We start from the raw sequence: 20,507 nt of genomic DNA on the forward strand, positions 1-20,507 counted from the left end.
TCGTGTTCGACATTGGTTTTGGTGAGTTACTGCTGGTCTTTGTGATTGGTTTGATTGTGCTGGGGCCGCAGCGTTTACCCGTTGCGGTAAAAACTGTCGTGGGCTGGGTGCGTGCGCTCCGTTCGCTGGCAACGACCGTGCAGAACGAGCTGGCGCAGGAACTGAAGCTTCAGGAATTTCAGGACAGCCTGAAAAAGGTTGAAAAGGCGAGCATGGATAACCTGACGCCGGAGCTGAAAGCATCCATGGATGAGTTGCGCGAAGCGGCTGAATCCATGAAGCGCTCATACAGCGTTAACGATCCTGAGAAGGCGAGTGATGAAGCAAACACCATCCATAATCCGGTGGTGAAGGGCAGCGAAGAGCAGCGCGAGGGTGTGACGCCTTCCAGCGCGGAGCATCAGGCTGCTTCGCCAGAGCAATCGCCGCAGGAGCCCGAAGTGAAAAAGCAGGTGCCGCCGGAAGAGCCCGTGGTCAAAACGGCTGAGGTAAAACCCGCCGCGCCCGTTTCCGAATCATCCCCCTCGTCGAGTGATAAAGCGTAAACATGGCAGTAGATGATACTCAACCGCTGATTACGCACCTCATTGAGCTGCGTAAGCGTCTGTTAAACTGCATTATTGCGGTTTTCCTCATTTTTTTATGTCTGGTCTATTTTGCCAACGATATCTATCAGGTGGTTTCCGCACCGCTGATTAAGCAGATGCCGCTGGGCGCAACGATGATTGCAACGGACGTTGCTTCGCCGTTCTTTACCCCGATCAAGCTGACCTTCTGGGTGTCGTTGATTGCCTCTGCGCCGGTCATTTTGTATCAGGTCTGGGCATTTGTGGCACCCGCGCTGTACAGGCATGAACGCAAGCTGGTTATTCCGCTGCTGGTGTCCAGTTCGCTGCTGTTTTATATCGGTATGGCGTTCGCCTACTTCGTTGTCTTCCCGCTGGCCTTCGGCTTCCTGACGCATACCGCGCCGGAAGGGGTACAGGTGTCGACGGACATCGCCAGCTACCTCAGCTTCGTTATGGCGCTGTTTATGGCCTTTGGTGTCGCCTTCGAGGTGCCCGTCGCGATTGTCCTGCTCTGCTGGGTGGGGGTGACCACGCCTGACGATCTGCGTAAAAAGCGCCCGTACATCCTGGTAGGGGCATTTGTCGTAGGTATGCTGTTAACGCCACCGGACGTCTTCTCGCAAACCTTACTGGCGATACCCATGTACTGCCTGTTTGAAGTCGGCGTATTCTTCGCTCGTTTCTACGTCGGAAAGGGGCGTACCCGGGACGAAGAAGACGAGCCGTCTGAAGAGACCACTAAAGAATAAAACCAACCGCCCGTCAGGGCGGTTGTCATATGGGGATACGTATGTTTGATATCGGGCTTAACCTGACCAGCGCCCAGTTTGCGAAAGACCGCGATGAGGTGGTGGCGCGCGCCTTTGCCGCCGGCGTGAACGGGCTGTTACTGACGGGAACAAATCTGCATGAGAGTGAGCAGGCACGGCAGCTGGCGCAACGCTATCAACACTGCTGGTCCACTGCAGGCGTGCATCCTCATGACAGCAGCCAGTGGACGCAGGAAAGCGCTGAGGCGCTTCATCGTCTGGCGGCTACGCCAGAAGTGGTTGCCATTGGCGAATGCGGGCTTGATTTCAACCGTAACTTCTCGACGCCTGAAGAGCAGGAGAAGGCATTTACCGCCCAGCTCGCGCTGGCTGCAGAGCTGGGGATGCCGGTGTTTATGCACTGTCGCGATGCGCATGAACGTTTTCTGGCGCTACTGGACCCCTGGCTGGAGAAACTGCCAGGCGCGGTGTTGCACTGCTTTACGGGCTCCCGTCAGGAAGCGCTGGATTGCCTGAACCGCGGGCTTTACTTGGGTATCACGGGCTGGGTGTGCGATGAGCGTCGTGGGCTGGAGCTACGCGAGCTGTTATCCGTAATCCCGGCCGATCGTTTGTTGCTGGAAACGGATGCGCCGTATCTGTTGCCCCGGGATATGCAGCCCAAACCGGCATCACGACGTAACGAACCGGCTTATCTGGGACACATTGCTGAGCGAGTGGCGTACTGGCGCGGGGAAGATGCGCAGTGGCTGGCAGCCCAAACCGATGACAACGTGCGTCGTCTGTTCGGCGTGCAGTTCTAAACTTTGCGGAAATCGGTGTTTTTAACGCTCTGCAACACCTCTTTGTTCAGCAGGTTGAGCAGCAGCATAGAACGCGCTTCACCGTCTGGTTCAGCGAAGATGGCCTGTAACCCTTCAAAAGCGCCTTCGGTGATCACCACGCTGTCCCCGGCATAAGGGGTTTCCGGATCGGTAATATCTTCAGGCTGCTGGTAGACAGAGAGCTGATGAATAACCGATGACGGTACTCTTGCCGGATGGGCGCCAAAACGTACAAAATGGCTGACGCCGCGCGTGGCGCTGATCGTCGTGGTGTGGATCACTTCGGGGTCGAACTCAACGAACAGATAGTTCGGGAACAGAGGCTCACTGACGGTCGTGCGTTTTCCACGCTGCATTTTTTCAAGCGTGATCACGGGCGTCAGGCAGTTAACAGACTGACGTTCAAGATGTTCCTGTGCGCGCTGAAGTTGCCCGCGTTTGCAATACAGTAAATACCAGGCCTGCATAATCACTCTTCCCATTGTTCGGGGCGCAAGCATACCAAAACCCTGGCGGGATCGCTAAGGTGATTATAATGGCGAAAAAGAGAGTAAGTCGTGGAAGTTCACGCTAATTTAACAAAATTACAGCATCACGCGGTCTTACGCCGTATAATGAAGCGCTTACAGAGAGGCCATGATTAACTGCATGAAATACCACGATCTACGCGACTTCCTGGCGCTGCTGGAAAAGCAGGGCGAACTCAAACGCATTACGCTTCCTGTTGATCCGTATCTGGAAATGACAGAAATCGCTGACCGCACCCTGCGCGCGGGCGGCCCGGCGTTGCTGTTTGAAAACCCAAAAGGCTACGCTATGCCGGTACTGTGCAACCTGTTTGGCACACCTCGCCGCGTGGCGATGGGCATGGGGCAGGAAGATGTCACGGCGCTGCGTGAAGTGGGCAAACTGCTGGCCTTTCTGAAAGAGCCGGAGCCGCCAAAAGGGTTCCGCGACCTGTTCGACAAGCTGCCGCAGTTTAAGCAGGTGTTGAATATGCCCACCAAACGCCTGCGCGGCGCGCCATGCCAGCAAAAAGTGCTGGAAGGCGATGCAGTTGATCTGACCAAAATTCCGATCATGCAGTGCTGGCCTGAAGATGCCGCACCGCTGATTACCTGGGGCCTCACCGTGACGCGTGGGCCGCATAAAGAGCGTCAAAACCTCGGCATTTACCGCCAGCAGCTGATTGGCAAAAACAAGCTCATCATGCGCTGGTTGTCCCACCGCGGTGGCGCGCTGGATTTCCAGGAGTGGTGCGCGGCCCATCCGGGCGAACGCTTCCCGGTTTCCGTCGCGCTGGGTGCCGATCCGGCAACCATTCTGGGCGCGGTGACGCCTGTTCCTGATACGCTGTCTGAATATGCCTTTGCAGGGCTGCTGCGCGGTACCAAAACCGAAGTGGTGAAGTGCATCTCCAATGACCTGGAAGTGCCAGCCAGCGCAGAGATCGTGCTGGAAGGTTACATTGAACAGGGCGAGCTGGCACCCGAAGGGCCGTACGGCGACCACACCGGCTATTACAACGAAGTGGATAACTTTCCGGTATTCACCGTCACGCACATTACCCAGCGTGAAGATGCCATTTATCATTCAACTTACACCGGCCGCCCACCGGATGAACCGGCGGTACTTGGCGTGGCGCTGAACGAAGTGTTCGTGCCGATCCTGCAAAAGCAGTTCCCGGAAATTGTTGATTTTTATCTGCCGCCGGAAGGGTGTTCGTATCGCCTGGCGGTGGTGACGATGAAGAAGCAGTATGCCGGTCACGCTAAGCGCGTGATGATGGGCGTATGGTCTTTCCTGCGCCAGTTTATGTATACCAAGTTTGTGATTGTCTGCGATGATGACGTCAATGCCCGCGACTGGAATGACGTCATCTGGGCCATCACCACGCGTATGGATCCGGCGCGTGATACGGTGTTAGTGGAAAACACGCCGATTGATTATCTGGACTTTGCCTCGCCGGTTTCCGGCCTTGGTTCAAAAATGGGACTGGATGCCACGAACAAATGGCCTGGCGAAACCGACCGTGAATGGGGTCGCCCGATCGAAAAAGATCCTGCCGTGACCGCGCGAATTGACGCGATCTGGGACGAGCTGGCCATAATGAATAACGGTAAGGCAGAATAAGACCGTTTAGCCCTATAGACTTCCCGACAGAGAGAGCGAATGACAACCTTAAGCTGTAAAGTGACGTCGGTAGATGCTATTACCGACACCGTATATCGCGTCCGTTTGGTTCCTGAAGCGGCATTCTCATTCCGTGCCGGTCAGTACCTGATGGTCGTGATGGACGAGCGTGATAAGCGTCCTTTCTCTATGGCCTCAACGCCAGCAGAGAAGGAATTTATTGAGCTGCATATTGGTGCGTCTGAGCTTAACCTGTACGCGATGGCCGTGATGGATCGCATCCTGAAAGAGCGTGAAATCGTGGTCGATATTCCTCATGGCGAGGCCTGGCTGCGTGAAGACGAAGACCGTCCGCTGATCCTGATTGCCGGTGGTACAGGCTTCTCCTATGTCCGCTCTATTCTGTTGACGGCGCTGGCGCGTAATCCAAATCGCGATATCACCATCTACTGGGGCGGCCGTGAAGAGAAGCACCTTTACGATCTGTCTGAGCTGGAAGCGCTGAGCGTCAATCATCCAAACCTGCGCATCGAGCCGGTTGTCGAGCAGCCGGAAGAGGGCTGGCGCGGGCGCAGCGGCACGGTGCTGACTGCGGTATTGCAGGATCACGGAACGCTGGCCGGGCACGATATCTACATTGCCGGTCGCTTTGAAATGGCGAAAATTGCCCGCGACCTGTTCTGCAACGAGCGTGACGCGCGGGAAGATCGTCTGTTTGGCGATGCGTTTGCGTTTATCTGATTGTGAGACCCGCTTCGGCGGGTTTTTTACGCTCGGGCAATAGCGCTGGTGAAAATTTAACCTTGAAATGGGCGGCGCATTGCCGTTATTCTTGTTCCCGTTAAATTTCGCCCTCAGGAGCGCCCCCCAAAAATGAACAAACACGACTGATGAATTTCGATCCTTGCTCAACGCATCGCGTCGGCAGGGGATGTTTTGATTTCATTCAGGAGTGCTTATGGCTCATTTTGCGCAATCCCCCTCTTTTATTTTGCATCAGGTCACCTGTCAGTTTGCGACGGGCGATATCCTTTTTGGTCCACTGAATCTTTCTCTGGATGCGTCAGTGTGTGCGCTGGTTGGCCGCAACGGCAGCGGTAAAACACGCCTTCTGCGTCTGCTGGCAGGGGTTGATGAACCCGCCAGCGGTCACATTGAGCGCTTTGGTACACACGTCTATGTGGCGCAGCAGCAGGATATTTCTGCGGATACGACTCTTGCCGGACTGCTTGGTTACGACGCGATCTTTGCGGCGCGCACGCGCATCGACGGCGGTCATTATGAACCCGACGATCTCGACACGCTCGATGGTTACTGGGATCTGGCTGAACGGCTAAGCCAGGCTTTTATCGCTGCAAAACTTCCCTCTTTTGAGCCGAACAAACGCGCGGCAGAGCTAAGCGGCGGCGAGCGCATTCGTGCCTTGCTGTGCGGTGCATTCACCGCGGATGCTGATTTCCTGCTGCTGGACGAACCGACCAACCACCTCGACAGTCAAGGCCGCGTGTGGTTCTACGAGCAGCTTTCCCGGTATCAGGGCGGGGTGCTGGTGGCCTCTCACGACCGTGAGTTGCTGGCCCAGGTACCGCGTATCCTTGAACTGAGCGCGTTGGGCTTGCGCAGCTACGGCGGGAATTATGCTGACTATTGAACCCAGCGTGATGCTGAGCAGCTGGCTGCCCGCGCCGCGCTGGAGCATGCTGCCACCGAACGCAAGCGTACCCGCGCCCGTATGCATAAAGAGCATGACGACAGCCAGCGGCGTTCGGCCAAAACGCTTCGCACGGTCGACAGCCTTAACATCGCCTCGTTTGAACGGGTCAAATACAAAGGGGCGGCGAAAGAGCGGATTGGTTCCTGGAAAAAACAGCATAGCGATCAAAATCATGCCCTGAACGCTGCGGTTCACCAGGCACGCGAGCGGGTTGAAGAAGATAACGCGGTGATGTTTACCCTGCCGGGCAGTGAAATCCCGGAAGGAAAACAGGTGCTGGTGCTGGAAGAACTGGTGCTTCCGCACGTGCCTGTCTCCCCGATAAACTGGCGAATGGATGGCCCGATGCGCGTGGCGCTACGCGGGCCGAACGGCTGTGGGAAATCCACGCTGTTGAAAGTGATGTTGGGCGAAACCGCCCCTGTTACGGGAACCTGTAAGGTCTCCGTCAGATGTGCTTATCTCGATCAGCATCTTTCCCGGCTGGATCTGTCGCAGTCGGTGATGACACACCTTAGCCTGGGCAATACGCCGCTCGAAGAGGGGGCGCTGCGTACCCGTTTAGCGCAGCTTCAGCTGGGCGCGGAGAAAGTGACACTTCCACTGGCCGATCTAAGCGGCGGCGAGCGCCTGAAGGCCGCGCTGGCCTGCGTATTGTGGCGTGAAGCGGCAACGCAGCTGTTGCTTCTGGATGAGCCGACCAACCACCTCGATCTGGCTTCTGTTCAGGCCATTGAAGCGGCCCTTGCCGATTATCCCGGCGCGCTGCTGGTGGTGTCGCACGATGAAGCGTTTTTAGCAGGATTAAAGCTGACGCATGAGCTGGTGTGGGAAGAGTCGGGATGGCGATGTGAAAGCCTCTAAACACAAGCCCCCGCAAGGGCGGGGGCAAACAAACTTTATCAGGCTAACTGCTTGCGAAGGTCAGGGTTTGCCTGGATCAGGCGCATCAGCTTTAGCTCGGCTGGGGTAGGTTTTTCACGCTTTGACTCCCACTCCAGCACCATCGCTACGCTGACACCCATCGCTCTTGCGAATTCATCTGTTTTCAGGCCCGACCCTTTGCGTAAACGCTCAAATTCACTAAAAGGATTGGACTTTTGATTCAGGGTAACCGTCGGCGGTACATCTTTAAAAATAATCTGTTCCAGGCTGCTCAGCAGCTCAAACTCAGGATCTTTTAATTCCATTGAGAACTCCTCATAAATCACACATCGGGATCATGAACATCAGAGAGCATGTTAAGAATAGTCCCTAAACCAAACACAGGATCGTCACGGTTGTGATTAATTGTGCGATAACGATCGCTTTACCCGTTTCAGCTATATGGATAGTTATGCTAATTACCTGATTAATCATATGTAGGGATGCACAGGTATTTTTTTGTAAATAGTCAGTACAAAAACGGCAATACCCGTTTTGCATGAAAACTCTATCTTGCAAGGCTGACCTGGACTATCCTTGTCAGCGTTGGGCACGCGTGTGCCGGTGTGCGCTTTTTGGGTGAAAGGAGTAATAAAATGGCGACAGGAAAGTCCTGCTCTCGCTGGTTTGCGCCTATTGCGGCGTTGTTGATGGTTGTTAGCCTGAGTGGGTGTTTCGATAAAGAAGGCGATCAGCGCAAAGCGTTTATCGATTTTTTACAGAATACAGTGATGCGTAGCGGCGAGCGTTTACCAACGCTGACTGCGGATCAGAAAAAACAGTTTGGTCCATTCGTGTCGGATTACGCCATTCTGTATGGCTATTCACAGCAGGTAAGCCAGGCGATGGATTCGGGCATTCGCCCGGTCGTGGATAGCGTCAATGCCATTCGCGTTCCACAGGATTATATGACCCAGCGCGAACCGCTGCGCCAGTCCAACGGCGCCCTTGGGGTGCTGAGCCAGCAGTTGCAAAATGCCAAAATGCAGGCTGATGCGTCGCGCTCCGCGTTGAAGCAGGACGAGGATCTCAAGCCGGTTTATGACCAGGTGTATGAGAAAGTCGTGACCAAGCCGTCAAACGCCTTGCAACCACTGATCCCGGCGGCGCAAGTCTTTACTCAGCAGCTGGTTCAGGTGGGTGACTTTATTAATGAGCAGGGTACGCAGGTGAGCTTCGTCTCTAACGGTATCCAGTTCCCGACCTCCCAGCAGGCGAGTCAGTACAATACGCTGATTGGGCCGCTGGCGTCCCAGCATCAGGCCTTTAGCCAGGCCTGGAGCGCAGCGGTCGCTGCAACGGAATAAGAAAAACCCCCGCTTCGGCGGGGTTTTTTTATGCATGATGAAAATAACGCTTGTCATTCTTCTACCATATCGGTATAACTATCTTCGTCGGTTTGTTACACAGACCTAAAGCAGTTTAGTAAAGCAGTCCAGATTGTTATCCATAGATACCCTTCGTAGTGACCCTTCCTTCATCGCTTAAAAATCTGTAACGCAATCCATCAAGCCGGAAGGCACAATATATTTGTTAATAAGGTAATTTCTATGTCTGCTAAAATGACTGGTCTGGTAAAATGGTTCAACGCTGATAAAGGTTTCGGCTTCATCACTCCTGACGATGGCTCTAAAGACGTGTTCGTACACTTCTCTGCTATCCAGAACGATGGCTACAAATCTCTGGATGAAGGTCAGAAAGTTTCCTTCACCATCGAAAGCGGCGCTAAAGGCCCAGCAGCTGGTAACGTTGTAAGCCTGTAAGCTTCCAACCCAGTAGCACAAAATTCAAAAACCCGCCTTCTGGCGGGTTTTTTCGTTTCTACTGTTGTATCTGCGGGTTAACGCAGTTCTTATCCACTTTACCGCCGAGCGCGGCAATCAGATTATCCACGGCGGTCGCCGCCATGTTGTAGCGTGTTTCGTGAGTTGCAGAGCCGATGTGGGGCAGGGCGACGACGTTTGGCATGTTCAGTAGCGGAGAATCCACCGGCAGTGGCTCCTGTTCAAACACGTCCAGACCGGCGGCGTGGATCTCACCGTTTTGCAGTGCCTCAATCAGCGCCTTCTCATCGACCACCGGGCCGCGACCTGCGTTGATGAAAATGGCCGATTTCTTCATCTTTTCAAACGCCGCCCTGCCGATGAGATGACGCGTTTCATCCGTCAGCGGCAGGATCAGGCAGACAAAGTCGGCTTCCTGCAACAACGTATCAAGCTCGCAGTAACGGGCGTTGAAACGTTCTTCAGCTTCAGCGTGATGACGGCGGGCATTATACAGAATGGGCATGTTGAAGCCGAAATGGGCGCGCTGTGCCAGCGCCAGACCGATACGGCCCATCCCAACAATCCCCAGCGTTTTGCCATGTACGTCCACGCCGAACCAGTCCGGGCCAATGCTTTTCGTCCATTCGCCCGCTTTCACGCGCTCAGCCACCTCCACCACGCGACGAGCAGTGCTGAGCACCAGCGCCATCAGCGTGTCGGCGACGGTTTCCGTCAGAGCATGTGGCGTGTGCATCAGCAGGATGTTGCGCGCGTTAAGCGCATCCACGTCGAAATTGTCGTAGCCCACAGAAACGGTTGAGGTTGCACGAAGCTTCGGCATTTTCTCCAGTAGCGCTGCATCCACCTTTTCGCTTGAACCCAGCAGGCCCTCGGCGCAGGCAAACGCGTCGGCGTGCTGTGCCACGGTTTGCGGGCTGAGGTTCTTTACCCGGGTAACGGTAAAGTGTTCCTCCAGGCGTTTTTGCAGATCTTCAGGCAGTGCTTTGTACAAAATGACGGACGGCTTCATGCTAATCTCCGTTGATTTAAAAGGATTCAGGCGTGGCGTGCGCCGACGGGTAGCTGTTGATTATTAGCAGGCTTAACGATCAGAGTAAGCCATACCGAGGCAAAAAGCGCCATCCCCATAAAGATGTAAGAAGCTGAAGGGCTGCCGGTGGCGCCGTTCAGATAGCCCACAAACCACGAGCCAAAGAACGAACCCAGCGCACCCATACTGTTGATCAGCGCCATCGCGCCCCCTGCGACGTTACGCGGCAGCATTTCCGGGATGATGGCAAAGAACGGACCATAGGGGGCATACATGGCCGCACCCGCAATCACCAGCAGCGTATACGAGGCCCAGAAGTGGTTCGCGCCTACGGCCCAGGAACCAATGAAGGCAAAAGCAGCGATCAGCAGGAGTGGCCAGACGAACAGCTTACGGTTTTGCAGCTTGTCCGATGCCCAGGAGACGATAATCATCGCGATGGTTGCAGCCAGGTAAGGCACTGATGACAGCCAGCCCACTTCCACCATGCCAAGGTTTTCACCGCCGCTGCGGATAATCGACGGCAGCCACAGAACAAAGCCGTACACGCCAATACTCCAGGTAAAATACTGTGCGCATAGCAGAATAACGTTCCGGGAGCGGAAGGCTTCGCCGTAGTTACGTACCGCTTTCAGCCCCTGCTGCTCTTTATCCAGCTGCGCCTGGAGTGCGGCTTTTTCGTCTTCAGAAAGCCATTTTGCCTGGGCTGGCTTATCTTTCACCAGCACCCACCAGCAGAAGGCCCAGATAATCGCGGGAACCCCTTCGATGATGAACATCTCGCGCCAGCCGAAGGACTGGATCAGATAGCCGGAAACCACCGACATCCACAGCACGGTGACCGGGTTACCGAGTATCAGGAACGTATTGGCACGTGAACGCTCAGATTTTGTGAACCAGTTGCTGATGTAAATCAGCATTGCTGGCATGACGGCCGCCTCAACCACGCCGAGAATAAAGCGAATAGCCGCCAGAGCAGGAATATTATTCACCACGCCAGTCAGCGATGCACATGCACCCCATAAGATCAGGCAGATGAAAATGAGCTTTCGCACGCTGCGGCGTTCAGCGTAAATCGCGCCGGGGATCTGGAAGAAGAAATAACCCAGGAAGAAGAGGGCGCCCAGCAGGGAGGAAACCCCTTTGGTGATCCCGAGGTCTTCGTTGATCCCGGCGGCGGATGCAAAACTGAAGTTGGCACGATCCAGGTACGCCAGGCTGTACGTGATAAACACGATTGGCATGATGTACCACCAGCGTTTTACTGCATTGGTCGAACTGTTCATAGGCTTGCCTCTGTTGTTGAGGTTGTTGCCGCCGTTGTCTGTAGGGTACACGGTGGCTTAATTATCTGGTGCGGATTGCTGCCCTCACCCTGGCCCTCTCCCACAGGGAGAGGGAATTCAGACTCCGAGCTCTGCTCGTGTTGGTAATCCTTCGCTGTCGCCCTGCACCTGAATCGCCAGCGAACCAATTTTGTTGCCTCGCGCCACGGCCTGCGACAGCGGTTTGCCCTCCAGCAGGGCGCTGATGACCCCGACGGCAAACCCATCGCCCGCACCCACGGTATCGACCACGTTATCGACTTTTACCGCAGCGACGGCGCCTTGCTCGCCGTCGGCAGTTTTGAACCATGCACCGTCAGCACCGGTTTTCAGCACCACGGCTTTTACTCCTTTGTTGAGGTAAAAATCAGCAATGCCTTCCGGCGTGCTCTCGCCAGTGAGGATCATTCCCTCTTTTACCCCCGGCAGTACCCAGTCCGCCTGAAACGCCAGTCGGTTGAGTTTCTCAACCATCTCCGCTTCGCTTTTCCACAGCACCGGACGCAGGTTTGGATCAAAGGAGATCGTTTTGCCCTGCGCTTTCATTGCCGAAGCGGCATGATCGAGTAAATCGTACGAACTGGCCGAGAGCGCCGCCGCCACGCCGCTCAGGTGCAGGTGGCGCGCGGAGGAGAAATACGCGGCGTGATAATCATCCACGGAGAGATGGCTTGCCGCTGAGCCTTTACGGAAATACTCCACAATGGGATCGGTTCCATTTTCAACTTTAGATTTCAGCTGAAAGCCCGTCGGGAAGCGTCCGTCGAGAGTCACGCCTGCGGCATCAATGCCCTCTTTTTTCAGCGAGTCGAGTACGAAATGGCCAAAGCTGTCATTTCCCACGCGGCTTACCCAGCCAACATTCAGCCCCAGCCGCGCAAGGCCGGTAGCAACATTCAGCTCAGCACCTGCAACGCGTTTGATAAAGTGCTCCACTGCGCTCAGCTCGCCTGTTTCGGTGGCGACAAACATCGCCATGGCCTCGCCGATGGTGATGACATCCAGCGTCTTGTGCATGGTCTACTCCTCGCGCAGCAGGTTGACGTAATGGCGGGTGACGGCGGTGAGATCCGTCCCTTCCAGCGGAAATTCGATACCGCGTGGCGCATCGGCAGGGAGTTGATTAAGCAGATCCCGCCAGCGAGAATCGGTCTGATCCGGCGCGACGGCGCGGAATTGCGCCTTATGCGGGACCGCGGCCTTCACATGAATGTAGCTCACGGCGGGAGCCAACTGACGTGCAGCCTCTTCCGGGGAGTCGCCAACCCACAGCCAGTTGCCCATATCGAACGTCAGCGTGACCGGCAGCGCCATTACCCGGCAGGCGGCTTTGAAGCGCTGCATCGGAGCGAGCTGACCGCAGTCGGTCTGGTCGTTTTCCACCACCAGCGTCATGCCGCTTTCATCCAGCAGTACGCGCAGGGCTTCAAGCGGTTGTTTGTCGCTGAAATGGCCCAGCGAGACTTTAAGCCACAGCGCGTTCAGGGTGCTGGCTTCGCTAAGGTAGCGCGGAAGATCCGGGTTGAGGGTTCCATCGGGCATAAACAGGGGGGCCGGGGCGGAGTAGCACGCCAGTAAACTCAGCAGTTCAATGGACTCGCCGAGCGCAGGCAGGGCCATTAACTCGTCGCTGCTGAAGAGCTCGCGGCGGATTTCAACGCCATCAGCCCCTGCGCCGGCAATAACGGGAAGCATCGCCCGTTGACCGCCTGCTTGTCGCACCTGATCCGCGCCATACGCGGCGGTGACCACCATAATTTTCCTGCTCATTTCCTGACTCCAGGGCGTAATCGATAGTATTACGCTAGATGGAACCGGTTCCAAAGAAAAGATCGGGATGCTGAATTTATGATCGCTGTCACGAAGGGGAAATTAACGGGCAGTAGAGCCGCGAACGATCAGCTCGCCAGAAAAAACCTGCTCGCGTACGGCGTCGCGGGTGCCTTCAATGCGGCGAACCACTTGTTCAACCGCGGCATAGCCGATCTGCCAGGTGGGTTGTTTGAGGGTGGTAATGCCTACGCCAGCAAGTTCAGCCCACTCCAGTTCATCAAAGCCGAGTAAGCCGATGTCGCTGCCCCAGTGCAGGCCAATGCGTTTAAGCGAGCGGGCAACCTGAAGCGTCAGCGCCCCGTTCGCGGAGATCACCGCTTTGCGCATACCCCGATGGCGGGTATGGAACTGGCGCAGGGTATTATCCAGCTGACCGGCTTCATGGAGGGAGATTTCGGCATTTTCGGCGATCACACCGGGATAACGCGCCAGCGTGGCACGAAATGCAGCCAGGCGGTCGCGGCGGGTGTTAACCATACCCAGCGGTTCGCTCAGGAACAAAATGGCTTCGAAACCCTGTTCAATCAGATGTTCGGTAGCAGTGGTGGCCGCCTGGGTGTTATCCAGCCCGACCACATCGCAGGCAAATTCCGGGATTTTGCGGTCAATAAGCACCATCGGCAGCGACGATTGTTGCAGGCGATTCAGTCCCTCTTCGCGCATCCCGACGGCATTGACCACGATCCCTTCCACCTGATAGCTGCGCAGCAGATCGAGGTAGTGCAACTCCTGATCAACTTCGTTATTGGTGTTACAGACCAGCGGGGTAAAGCCTTTCTCACGGCACGCCGCCTCAATGCCGCTGAGGACGTTAACGGAGTAAGGGTTGGTGATATCGGCGATGATGAGGCCAATCAGACGGGTACGACCCCGCTTGAGGCCGCGCGCCATCAGGCTGGGACGGTAGTCGAGATCGGCAATGGCCTGTTCAATTCGCGCCAGCAGCGCATCGGAAAGCAGGTGTTTCTCGCCGTTGAGGTAGCGTGAAATGCTGGTTTTACCGGTTTTGGCGGCTTTCGCCACGTCGCTGATGGTGGCCCGGGTTGGTTTGCTCATCGCTGATTTCCCTGAAATTAGTGAGAATACCTTAGCGGGAAAATCTGACGAATCAAGCAATTTGCCGGGTGGCGGCCTGATGCCCTCACCCCAACCCTCTCCCACGGGAGAGGGCGCAAACACTAAAAACGGCAACGGGGTTGCCGTTTTGCTTTTACCTACTGCACAGGGCTCAACGTAATCTCAACGCGGCGGTTCTGCGCTTTGCCTTCCGCCGTGCTGTTGCTGGCGATCGGGTTAGCCGGACCCATGCCGCTGGTGCGGATGCGGTTCGCTTCTACGCCCTGGGTGATCAGCGAGCTGGCCACGGAATCGGCACGCTGCTGCGACAGACGCATGTTCAGATCCTGGCTGCCGGTACTGTCGGTGTAGCCAATCACGTTCACGGCAGTTTTGTTGTACTCTTTCAGCACCGCGGCCACGCCGGTCAGGGTGTTCGCGCCTGCGGGTTTCAGCGTCGCGCTGCTGCTGTCAAAGGTCACGTTGTTTGGCATGTTCAGGATGATGTTGTCACCGCTGCGCGTCACGCTCACGCCTGTACCTTTCATTTTGTCACGGAGTTTTGCTTCCTGCACATCCATGTAATAACCCACGCCGCCGCCCAGGGCTGCGCCTGCCGCTGCGCCAATCAGCGCACCTTTACCGCGATCTTTCTTGGAGGAGGAGAGTGCGCCAACGCCAGCGCCCACCAGGGAACCAATACCCGCGCCAATGCCGGATTTACCCGCTTCGCGTTCGCCGGTGTAAGGGTTGGTTGTGCAGCCTGAAACAGCCAGTGCACCGCTCACCAGAGCGGCAATAACGAGTACGCGTTTTTTCATCTTATTTCCTTAATCCTTTTTATTCTTTGCCACGACGGACGTGGCAGTGGATTATGACGTCCGAATACGGAGAAAATTCAGTGTATAACTCTGAAATTTGTCACAAACGATAAACTGCCTCAATGAAAGGCCGTCATACCTGCACGCAACCAGGAGCGCACGCTTTGAGCACCTCAACAAAAACCATTCTGACCGCCGCCCACTGGGGGCCGATGCTGGTCGAAACCGATGGCGACACCGTGCTGTCGTCTCGCGGGGCTTTGCCTTCGCGCCATCTCAACTCTTTACAGACCGTCGTTCGCGATCAGGTACATAGCAAAACTCGCGTACGCTGGCCGATGGTGCGTAAAGGCTTTCTGGCGTCACCGGATAAACCGCAAGGTATTCGCGGGCAGGATGAGTTCGTGCGCGTGAGCTGGGACGATGCCCTGGCGCTGATCCATACGCAGCATAAACGCATCCGCGACAGCTATGGCCCGTCGTCCATTTTTGCCGGCTCCTATGGCTGGCGCTCAAACGGCGTGCTGCATAAGGCCGCAACCCTGCTGCAACGCTATATGAGCCTGGCTGGAGGATATACCGGCCATCTGGGTGATTACTCGACCGGCGCGGCGCAGGCGATCATGCCGTATGTCGTGGGCGGGAATGAGGTTTATCAGCAGCAGACCAGCTGGCCGCTGGTGCTGGAGCATACAGAGGTGGTGGTGCTGTGGAGCGCCAACCCGCTCAATACCCTTAAAATTGCCTGGAATGCGTCCGACGAGCAGGGCGTTTCCTACTTCGATGCGCTGCGCAAAAGCGGCAAGCGCATCATCTGTATCGATCCGATGCGTTCTGAAACGCTTGATTTCTTCGGCGACAGCGCCGAGTGGATCGCGCCGCATATGGGCACCGACGTGGCGATGATGCTGGGTATCGCCCACACCCTGGTGGAGAACGGCTGGCACGACACGGAATTTCTGACGCGCTGCACAACGGGGTTCGATAAATTTGCCGACTATCTGACGGGCAAAACCGACGGTATCGCCAAAACCGCAGAGTGGGCTGCGGCGATTTGCGGCGTTGATGCCGCTAAAATCCGCGAACTGGCAGCGTTATTCCATAGCCATGTCACGATGCTCATGTCCGGATGGGGGATGCAGCGCCAGCAGTTTGGCGAGCAGAAGCACTGGATGCTGGTGACGCTCGCCGCGATGCTTGGGCAGATTGGCACAGCCGGCGGCGGTTTTGGCCTTTCCTATCACTTTGCCAACGGCGGTAACCCGACGCGTAAAGCGGCGGTGCTGGCGTCCATGCAGGGCTCGGTGCAGGGGGGCGTGGACGCTGTGGATAAAATTCCGGTGGCACGCATTGTTGAAGCTCTGGAGAACCCCGGCGGGTTTTATCAGCACAACGGTCAGGATCGCCATTTCCCGGATATTAAGTTTGTCTGGTGGGCGGGTGGGGCCAACTTCACCCATCACCAGGATACCAACCGCCTGATCCGCGCCTGGCAGAAACCGGAGCTGGTGGTGATCTCGGAGTGCTTCTGGACCGCGTCAGCGAAACATGCCGATATCGTTTTGCCCGCCACGACCTCGTTCGAGCGTAACGATCTCACCATGACGGGGGATTACAGCAACCAGCATATGGTGCCGATGAAGCGCGTAGTGGCTCCCCGGGATGAAGCGCGGGATGATTATGACGTCTTTGCTGACCTGAGTGAATTATGGGAAGCGGGCGGACGGGAGCGTTTCACCGAGGGCAAAACGGATCTGCAATGGCTGGAAACGTTTTACCAGATTGCCTGCCAGCGCGGGGCTGCGCAGGGCGTGACGCTGCCGCCATTTTCTGAATTCTGGGAAGCGAATCAACTCTTCGAAATGCCGGAAAGCGAGCAGAACGCGCGGTTTGTGCGCTTTGCTGACTTCCGTCGCGATCCGGAGAATCACCCGTTAAAAACCGAAAGCGGGAAGATTGTGATCCACAGCAAGCGCATCGCCAGCTTTGGCTACGCGGACTGCCCGCCGCACCCGGCGTGGCTGGAGCCGGACGAATGGCATGGCAATGCGCAGCCGGGGCAGCTTCAGCTGCTGTCTGCCCATCCTGCCCATCGTCTGCACAGCCAGCTCAACTATTCGGCTCTGCGCGAGCAGTATGCGGTGGCGGGTCGTGAGCCGATCGCGCTGAATAGCGACGATGCAAAGGCGCGGGGGATTAACGACGGCGATCTCGTTCGCGTCTGGAACGCACGCGGGCAGGTGCTGGCTGGCGCCGTGGTGAGTGACGGGATCCGCCCTGGCGTGTTCTGCATTCATCAGGGAGCATGGCCGGATCTGGCGCTGGACGAGGGCGGTATTTGTAAGAACGGCGCCGTAAACGTCCTGACCAAAGATCTCCCCAGCTCGAAGCTGGGGAATGGCTGTGCGGGGAATACGGCGCTGGCATGGGTGGAGAAATATGAGGGACCGGCGCTTCCCCTTACGGCATTTGATCCGCCTGCCAGCCCATGATCCACGTCGGGTGTTGGGTATCATCCTGCCAGGCGCTGTCTTCGATGCGAAAACCCTGAGCATGATAGAAATTCACCGCCCGCACGTTTTTCTGATACACCTCCAGGGTTAAATACGGGTAGTGCTGCTGAACATAGTTCAGCAGCGCACGCCCGATCCCCCTTCCGATGAACGCCGGGGCGACAAACAACGCTCCCACGAACTGGAACTGCATGACGCTGATAAAACCGCACAGGGTACCGTTTTCCTCCCAGACCCAGGTCTCGGCGGCGGGAAGGTAATCATCCCGCACTACCGCTTCATTCGCTTGCCAGTAACTTGCGTCGATAAACGGATGCGCCTCGGTGGTGCTCTCCAGCCACAGACTCAAAAGCGGAGCGGTATCCTCACTTTGCCATTTGCGGATCATGGTGGCCCTCCGGGTGGCAGAAGCAGCCCTTAATGTGGTCATTGACCAGCCCGCAGGCCTGCATAAAGGAGTAACAGATGGTGGTGCCCACAAACTTAAAGCCGCGTTTTTTCAGCGCTTTTGACAGGGCATCTGAGGCGGGGGTAGACGTTGGGATCTCTGCAAGCGTGGCGGCCTGCGTCACCTTCGGCTCGTTATCCACAAACGACCAGACAAAAGCTGAGAAGGGTTCGCCGTTTTGCTCCATCGCCAGATAAGCACGCGCGTTACCAATAATGGCCTGAATTTTACCGCGATGGCGGATGATACCGGTATCCAGAACCAGCCTTTCCACGTCTTCGTCGGTCATGGCGGCCACCGCAACCGGATCGAAATGGTGGAAGGCCTTGCGATAGTTCTCACGCTTTTTCAGAACGGTGATCCACGACAGCCCGGCCTGCTGGCCTTCAAGGCAAATCATTTCAAACAGTTTTTTACCGTCGGTTTCCGGCACGCCCCATTCCTTGTCGTGATAATCGATATAAAGCTGATCCTGGCTTACCCAGCCGCAACGTTGCATAGGTCATCTCCCTTCCTGATACGGTAAACGCAAAAATTTCAATCTGCCCGGCTTGACGTGTTTGCTAAAGAGACAATAGTTAATACAGGGCTATACGCCCTAATACCTCTTCGAACAATGACATATATCGCCGAACTCGGCTCTTTCTGGAGTCGCTTTGATGATGTTAAAAAAAATCAGTGGTCGCCATGCTGCTTCTGGCCTGGTGGGTGTCTCAGCCTGCCTGCTTATATGTAACACCGCTTTTGCGTGGCAACAGGAATATATCGTTTCAGATGCACAAAGTAATACGACGGAACGCTATACATGGGACGCCGATCACCAACCTCGTTATGAAGATATTCTCGCGGAGCGTATCAACCATTCGCAGAATGCTGCGGGCTTTGCCCTGAACGACCCATCCGGTTCAGATGCGGAAACCGTTCTGAGCGTTGGCTGGAATTTTCCCGTGGCGGGACATTTTACCACCGGCCCCGTCATGGCGTGGCGCACTGATGGCGCTCCCCCTGCAACGGTGAATGCATTTGGTGAGGTAACTACCACGCAGCCGCTTACCGATCCCCTCTGGCATGCCAGCGTGAACTCGTTGGGGTGGCGCGTTGATACGCAGTATGGTGATTTACATCCCTGGGCGAAGATCAGCTACAACCAGCAGTCGGAGGAAGAATATTTGTACACCCTGGGCTTAAGCGCCAAATTTTAGGGTTGTTACTTTTTTAAACGCTGCGGTAACATATTTAATACAATAACGGCGCGGGATGTGGTGATAGTGGTCACTCACATTTAAGCGTTTTCTTTTCCGGCAAGGTCATTCATTCCCGCTTCCAGGCATTTCATTCCGTATCTCCTGCATTTCGTGCCGTTTTACCCCTGGCGTTTTGGGGTTTTGTTTATCGTGTCCTCAGCGAACTTCCTTAATTTCTCTTGCAGGACACTGCCATGAACACATCAACTTATAACCGCACGCGTTGGCTGACGCTTTTCGGCACCATCGTTACCCAGTTCGCACTGGGCTCGGTCTATACCTGGAGCCTGTTTAACAGCGCCCTGTCCGATAAGCTCGGCGCACCGATAAGCCAGGTGGCATTCTCCTTCGGCTTGCTGAGCCTTGGATTAGCGATTTCCTCTTCCGTGGCGGGCAAACTTCAGGAGCGCTTCGGCGTGAAGCGCGTAACCATGGCCTCCGGGATCCTGCTGGGCGTGGGCTTCTTCCTGACGGCACATTCAAACAACCTGATGATGCTGTGGCTAAGCGCCGGGGTGCTGGTGGGTCTGGCGGACGGCGCAGGTTATCTGCTGACGCTGTCTAACTGCGTGAAGTGGTTCCCGGAGCGTAAAGGGCTTATCTCCGCGTTTGCCATTGGTTCATATGGCCTGGGCAGCCTGGGGTTCAAATTCATTGACTCCCATCTGCTGGCCTCAGTTGGGCTTGAGAAAACCTTTATGATCTGGGGCGTGATTGTGCTGGTAATGATCCTCTTCGGCGCCACGCTGATGAAAGATGCGCCGCAGCAGGAAGTGAAAACCGTTAACGGCGTGGTGGAGAACGATTTCACCCTCGCTCAGTCCATGCGTAAGCCGCAGTACTGGATGCTGGCGGTGATGTTCCTGACGGCCTGCATGAGCGGTCTGTATGTCATCGGTGTGGCGAAAGATATCGCGCAGGGGATGGTAAAACTGGACGCGGCGACGGCGGCGAACGCGGTGACGGTCATCTCCATCGCTAACCTCTCGGGTCGTCTGGTACTGGGTATCCTGTCTGACAAAATCGCCCGTATCCGTGTGATTACGCTGGGGCAGGTCATCTCCCTGGTGGGTATGGCAGCACTGCTGTTCGCTCCGCTGAACGAGGCGACATTCTTTGCAGCAATTGCCTGCGTAGCCTTTAACTTTGGCGGCACTATTACCGTCTTCCCGTCACTGGTGAGCGAGTTCTTCGGCCTGAACAACCTGGCGAAAAACTACGGCGTCATTTATCTCGGCTTCGGTATCGGCAGTATTTGCGGTTCACTGATTGCCTCGCTGTTTGGCGGCTTCTACGTGACCTTCTGCGTGATATTCGCTTTGCTGATTATTTCGCTGGCGCTGTCCACCACGATCCGTCAGCCGCAGCGCGAACTGTATAAAGAAGCGCATGTATGATGCGATGAAAAGAGGCCGCTGGGCCTCTTTTATTTATTTCTAAATCGCTTCCGGACTTGCTATTTTGTAAAAATCTTCATCGATTCACATTCTCTGCTGCCACTTTTCTTCCCTGCTGT

At 55.9% G+C, this 20,507-nt stretch carries 20 protein-coding genes and 1 pseudogene; 11 read left to right on the forward strand and 10 right to left on the reverse strand.

The genetic code is table 11. From position 1 onward, the window contains the following. Nucleotides 1–2 precede the first annotated feature (2 nt). Genes tatB through tatD form a run of 3 tightly spaced genes read left to right on the forward strand, consistent with a single transcriptional unit; the run spans nucleotide 3 to nucleotide 2,142 of the window. Nucleotides 3–545, forward strand: coding sequence for a Sec-independent protein translocase protein TatB (gene tatB, locus ACQG2Q_RS01065; protein WP_022646677.1), 543 nt, complete (start codon nucleotides 3–5; stop codon nucleotides 543–545). A 2-nt stretch (nucleotides 546–547) separates the two neighbouring features. Beyond that, a complete protein-coding gene (gene tatC, locus ACQG2Q_RS01070) occupies nucleotides 548–1,318 on the forward strand; it encodes a Sec-independent protein translocase subunit TatC (RefSeq protein ID WP_022646678.1) in 771 nt (256 codons plus the stop codon). A gap of 41 nt (nucleotides 1,319–1,359) precedes the next feature. Continuing rightward, a complete protein-coding gene (gene tatD, locus ACQG2Q_RS01075) occupies nucleotides 1,360–2,142 on the forward strand; it encodes a 3'-5' ssDNA/RNA exonuclease TatD (protein ID WP_032626531.1) in 783 nt (260 codons plus the stop codon). On the opposite strand, the gene rfaH is transcribed toward tatD, so the two are convergent. Beyond that, nucleotides 2,139–2,630: a transcription/translation regulatory transformer protein RfaH gene (gene rfaH / locus ACQG2Q_RS01080; RefSeq protein ID WP_032626529.1), complete on the reverse strand. Its 492-nt coding sequence runs from the start codon at nucleotides 2,628–2,630 to the stop codon at nucleotides 2,139–2,141. The two genes, tatD and rfaH, sit on opposite strands and share 4 nt — an antisense overlap. 172 nt (nucleotides 2,631–2,802) lie before the next feature. Between rfaH and ubiD the strand changes: the two genes are divergently transcribed. From ubiD to ACQG2Q_RS01095, 3 genes and pseudogenes are all read left to right on the forward strand, one after another. Then, nucleotides 2,803–4,296 (forward strand): 4-hydroxy-3-polyprenylbenzoate decarboxylase, encoded by a 1,494-nt coding sequence (gene ubiD / locus ACQG2Q_RS01085; RefSeq protein ID WP_088581798.1) that lies wholly within the window; start codon nucleotides 2,803–2,805, stop codon nucleotides 4,294–4,296. A 39-nt stretch (nucleotides 4,297–4,335) separates the two neighbouring features. Further along, nucleotides 4,336–5,037 (forward strand): NAD(P)H-flavin reductase, encoded by a 702-nt coding sequence (fre, locus tag ACQG2Q_RS01090; RefSeq protein ID WP_003860778.1) that lies wholly within the window; start codon nucleotides 4,336–4,338, stop codon nucleotides 5,035–5,037. A 217-nt stretch (nucleotides 5,038–5,254) separates the two neighbouring features. Continuing rightward, a pseudogene (locus ACQG2Q_RS01095) lies at nucleotides 5,255–6,874 on the forward strand (ABC-F family ATP-binding cassette domain-containing protein). A 38-nt stretch (nucleotides 6,875–6,912) separates the two neighbouring features. On the opposite strand, the gene ACQG2Q_RS01100 reads toward ACQG2Q_RS01095, so the two are convergent. Beyond that, nucleotides 6,913–7,200, reverse strand: a complete 288-nt coding sequence (locus ACQG2Q_RS01100) for an HTH-type transcriptional regulator (RefSeq protein ID WP_003860776.1) — start codon at nucleotides 7,198–7,200, stop codon at nucleotides 6,913–6,915. Between the two features lie 330 nt (nucleotides 7,201–7,530). Between ACQG2Q_RS01100 and ACQG2Q_RS01105 the strand changes: the two genes are divergently transcribed. Beyond that, nucleotides 7,531–8,241 (forward strand): DUF3053 domain-containing protein, encoded by a 711-nt coding sequence (locus ACQG2Q_RS01105; RefSeq protein WP_023299059.1) that lies wholly within the window; start codon nucleotides 7,531–7,533, stop codon nucleotides 8,239–8,241. A 243-nt stretch (nucleotides 8,242–8,484) separates the two neighbouring features. Continuing rightward, nucleotides 8,485–8,697: a transcription antiterminator/RNA stability regulator CspE gene (cspE, locus tag ACQG2Q_RS01110; RefSeq protein ID WP_003860775.1), complete on the forward strand. Its 213-nt coding sequence runs from the start codon at nucleotides 8,485–8,487 to the stop codon at nucleotides 8,695–8,697. Nucleotides 8,698–8,755: 58 nt separating this feature from the next. Here cspE and ghrB read toward each other — a convergent pair whose 3' ends face one another. From ghrB to ACQG2Q_RS01140, 6 genes are all read right to left on the reverse strand, one after another. Continuing rightward, nucleotides 8,756–9,730 carry a glyoxylate/hydroxypyruvate reductase GhrB gene (gene ghrB / locus ACQG2Q_RS01115; protein ID WP_022646684.1) on the reverse strand — a complete coding sequence of 325 codons (975 nt, stop codon included), beginning with the start codon at nucleotides 9,728–9,730 and terminating at the stop codon, nucleotides 8,756–8,758. Nucleotides 9,731–9,756: 26 nt separating this feature from the next. Beyond that, complete coding sequence (locus ACQG2Q_RS01120; protein ID WP_063850215.1) at nucleotides 9,757–11,037, reverse strand: MFS transporter; 1,281 nt, start codon at nucleotides 11,035–11,037, stop codon at nucleotides 9,757–9,759. Nucleotides 11,038–11,154: 117 nt separating this feature from the next. Then, the gene (locus ACQG2Q_RS01125) at nucleotides 11,155–12,093 is read right to left on the reverse strand and encodes a sugar kinase (protein ID WP_063850214.1); all 939 of its coding nucleotides are present in this window, start codon (nucleotides 12,091–12,093) and stop codon (nucleotides 11,155–11,157) included. 3 nt (nucleotides 12,094–12,096) lie between these two features. Further along, the gene (locus ACQG2Q_RS01130; protein WP_063850212.1) at nucleotides 12,097–12,846 is read right to left on the reverse strand and encodes a sugar phosphate isomerase/epimerase family protein; all 750 of its coding nucleotides are present in this window, start codon (nucleotides 12,844–12,846) and stop codon (nucleotides 12,097–12,099) included. Between the two features lie 102 nt (nucleotides 12,847–12,948). Further along, the gene (locus ACQG2Q_RS01135) at nucleotides 12,949–13,965 is read right to left on the reverse strand and encodes a LacI family DNA-binding transcriptional regulator (protein WP_023305241.1); all 1,017 of its coding nucleotides are present in this window, start codon (nucleotides 13,963–13,965) and stop codon (nucleotides 12,949–12,951) included. Between the two features lie 158 nt (nucleotides 13,966–14,123). After that, a complete protein-coding gene (locus ACQG2Q_RS01140; RefSeq protein ID WP_022646688.1) occupies nucleotides 14,124–14,786 on the reverse strand; it encodes an OmpA family lipoprotein in 663 nt (220 codons plus the stop codon). Between the two features lie 122 nt (nucleotides 14,787–14,908). Between ACQG2Q_RS01140 and ACQG2Q_RS01145 the strand changes: the two genes are divergently transcribed. After that, entirely contained in the window at nucleotides 14,909–17,278 is a 2,370-nt protein-coding gene (locus tag ACQG2Q_RS01145; protein WP_063850210.1) for a molybdopterin guanine dinucleotide-containing S/N-oxide reductase, read from the forward strand. On the opposite strand, the gene ACQG2Q_RS01150 is transcribed toward ACQG2Q_RS01145, so the two are convergent. Together ACQG2Q_RS01150 and tag are read right to left on the reverse strand one after the other, a co-directional pair. Continuing rightward, nucleotides 17,247–17,687, reverse strand: a complete 441-nt coding sequence (locus tag ACQG2Q_RS01150) for an N-acetyltransferase (protein WP_063850208.1) — start codon at nucleotides 17,685–17,687, stop codon at nucleotides 17,247–17,249. The genes ACQG2Q_RS01145 and ACQG2Q_RS01150 overlap by 32 nt on opposite strands. Then, nucleotides 17,665–18,246 (reverse strand): DNA-3-methyladenine glycosylase I, encoded by a 582-nt coding sequence (gene tag, locus ACQG2Q_RS01155; protein ID WP_022646691.1) that lies wholly within the window; start codon nucleotides 18,244–18,246, stop codon nucleotides 17,665–17,667. The genes ACQG2Q_RS01150 and tag overlap by 23 nt, the downstream gene beginning before the upstream one ends. A gap of 160 nt (nucleotides 18,247–18,406) precedes the next feature. Between tag and ACQG2Q_RS01160 the strand changes: the two genes are divergently transcribed. Beyond that, complete coding sequence (locus ACQG2Q_RS01160; RefSeq protein ID WP_023299064.1) at nucleotides 18,407–18,949, forward strand: lipase; 543 nt, start codon at nucleotides 18,407–18,409, stop codon at nucleotides 18,947–18,949. Between the two features lie 236 nt (nucleotides 18,950–19,185). Next, the gene (locus ACQG2Q_RS01165; RefSeq protein WP_023299065.1) at nucleotides 19,186–20,388 is read left to right on the forward strand and encodes an L-lactate MFS transporter; all 1,203 of its coding nucleotides are present in this window, start codon (nucleotides 19,186–19,188) and stop codon (nucleotides 20,386–20,388) included. The last annotated feature ends 119 nt before the right edge of the window (nucleotides 20,389–20,507 follow it).

The sequence above is a fragment of the Enterobacter cloacae complex sp. 370H10 genome (genome assembly GCF_050031535.1).
Classification (GTDB): Bacteria; Pseudomonadota; Gammaproteobacteria; order Enterobacterales; family Enterobacteriaceae; genus Enterobacter; species Enterobacter intestinihominis.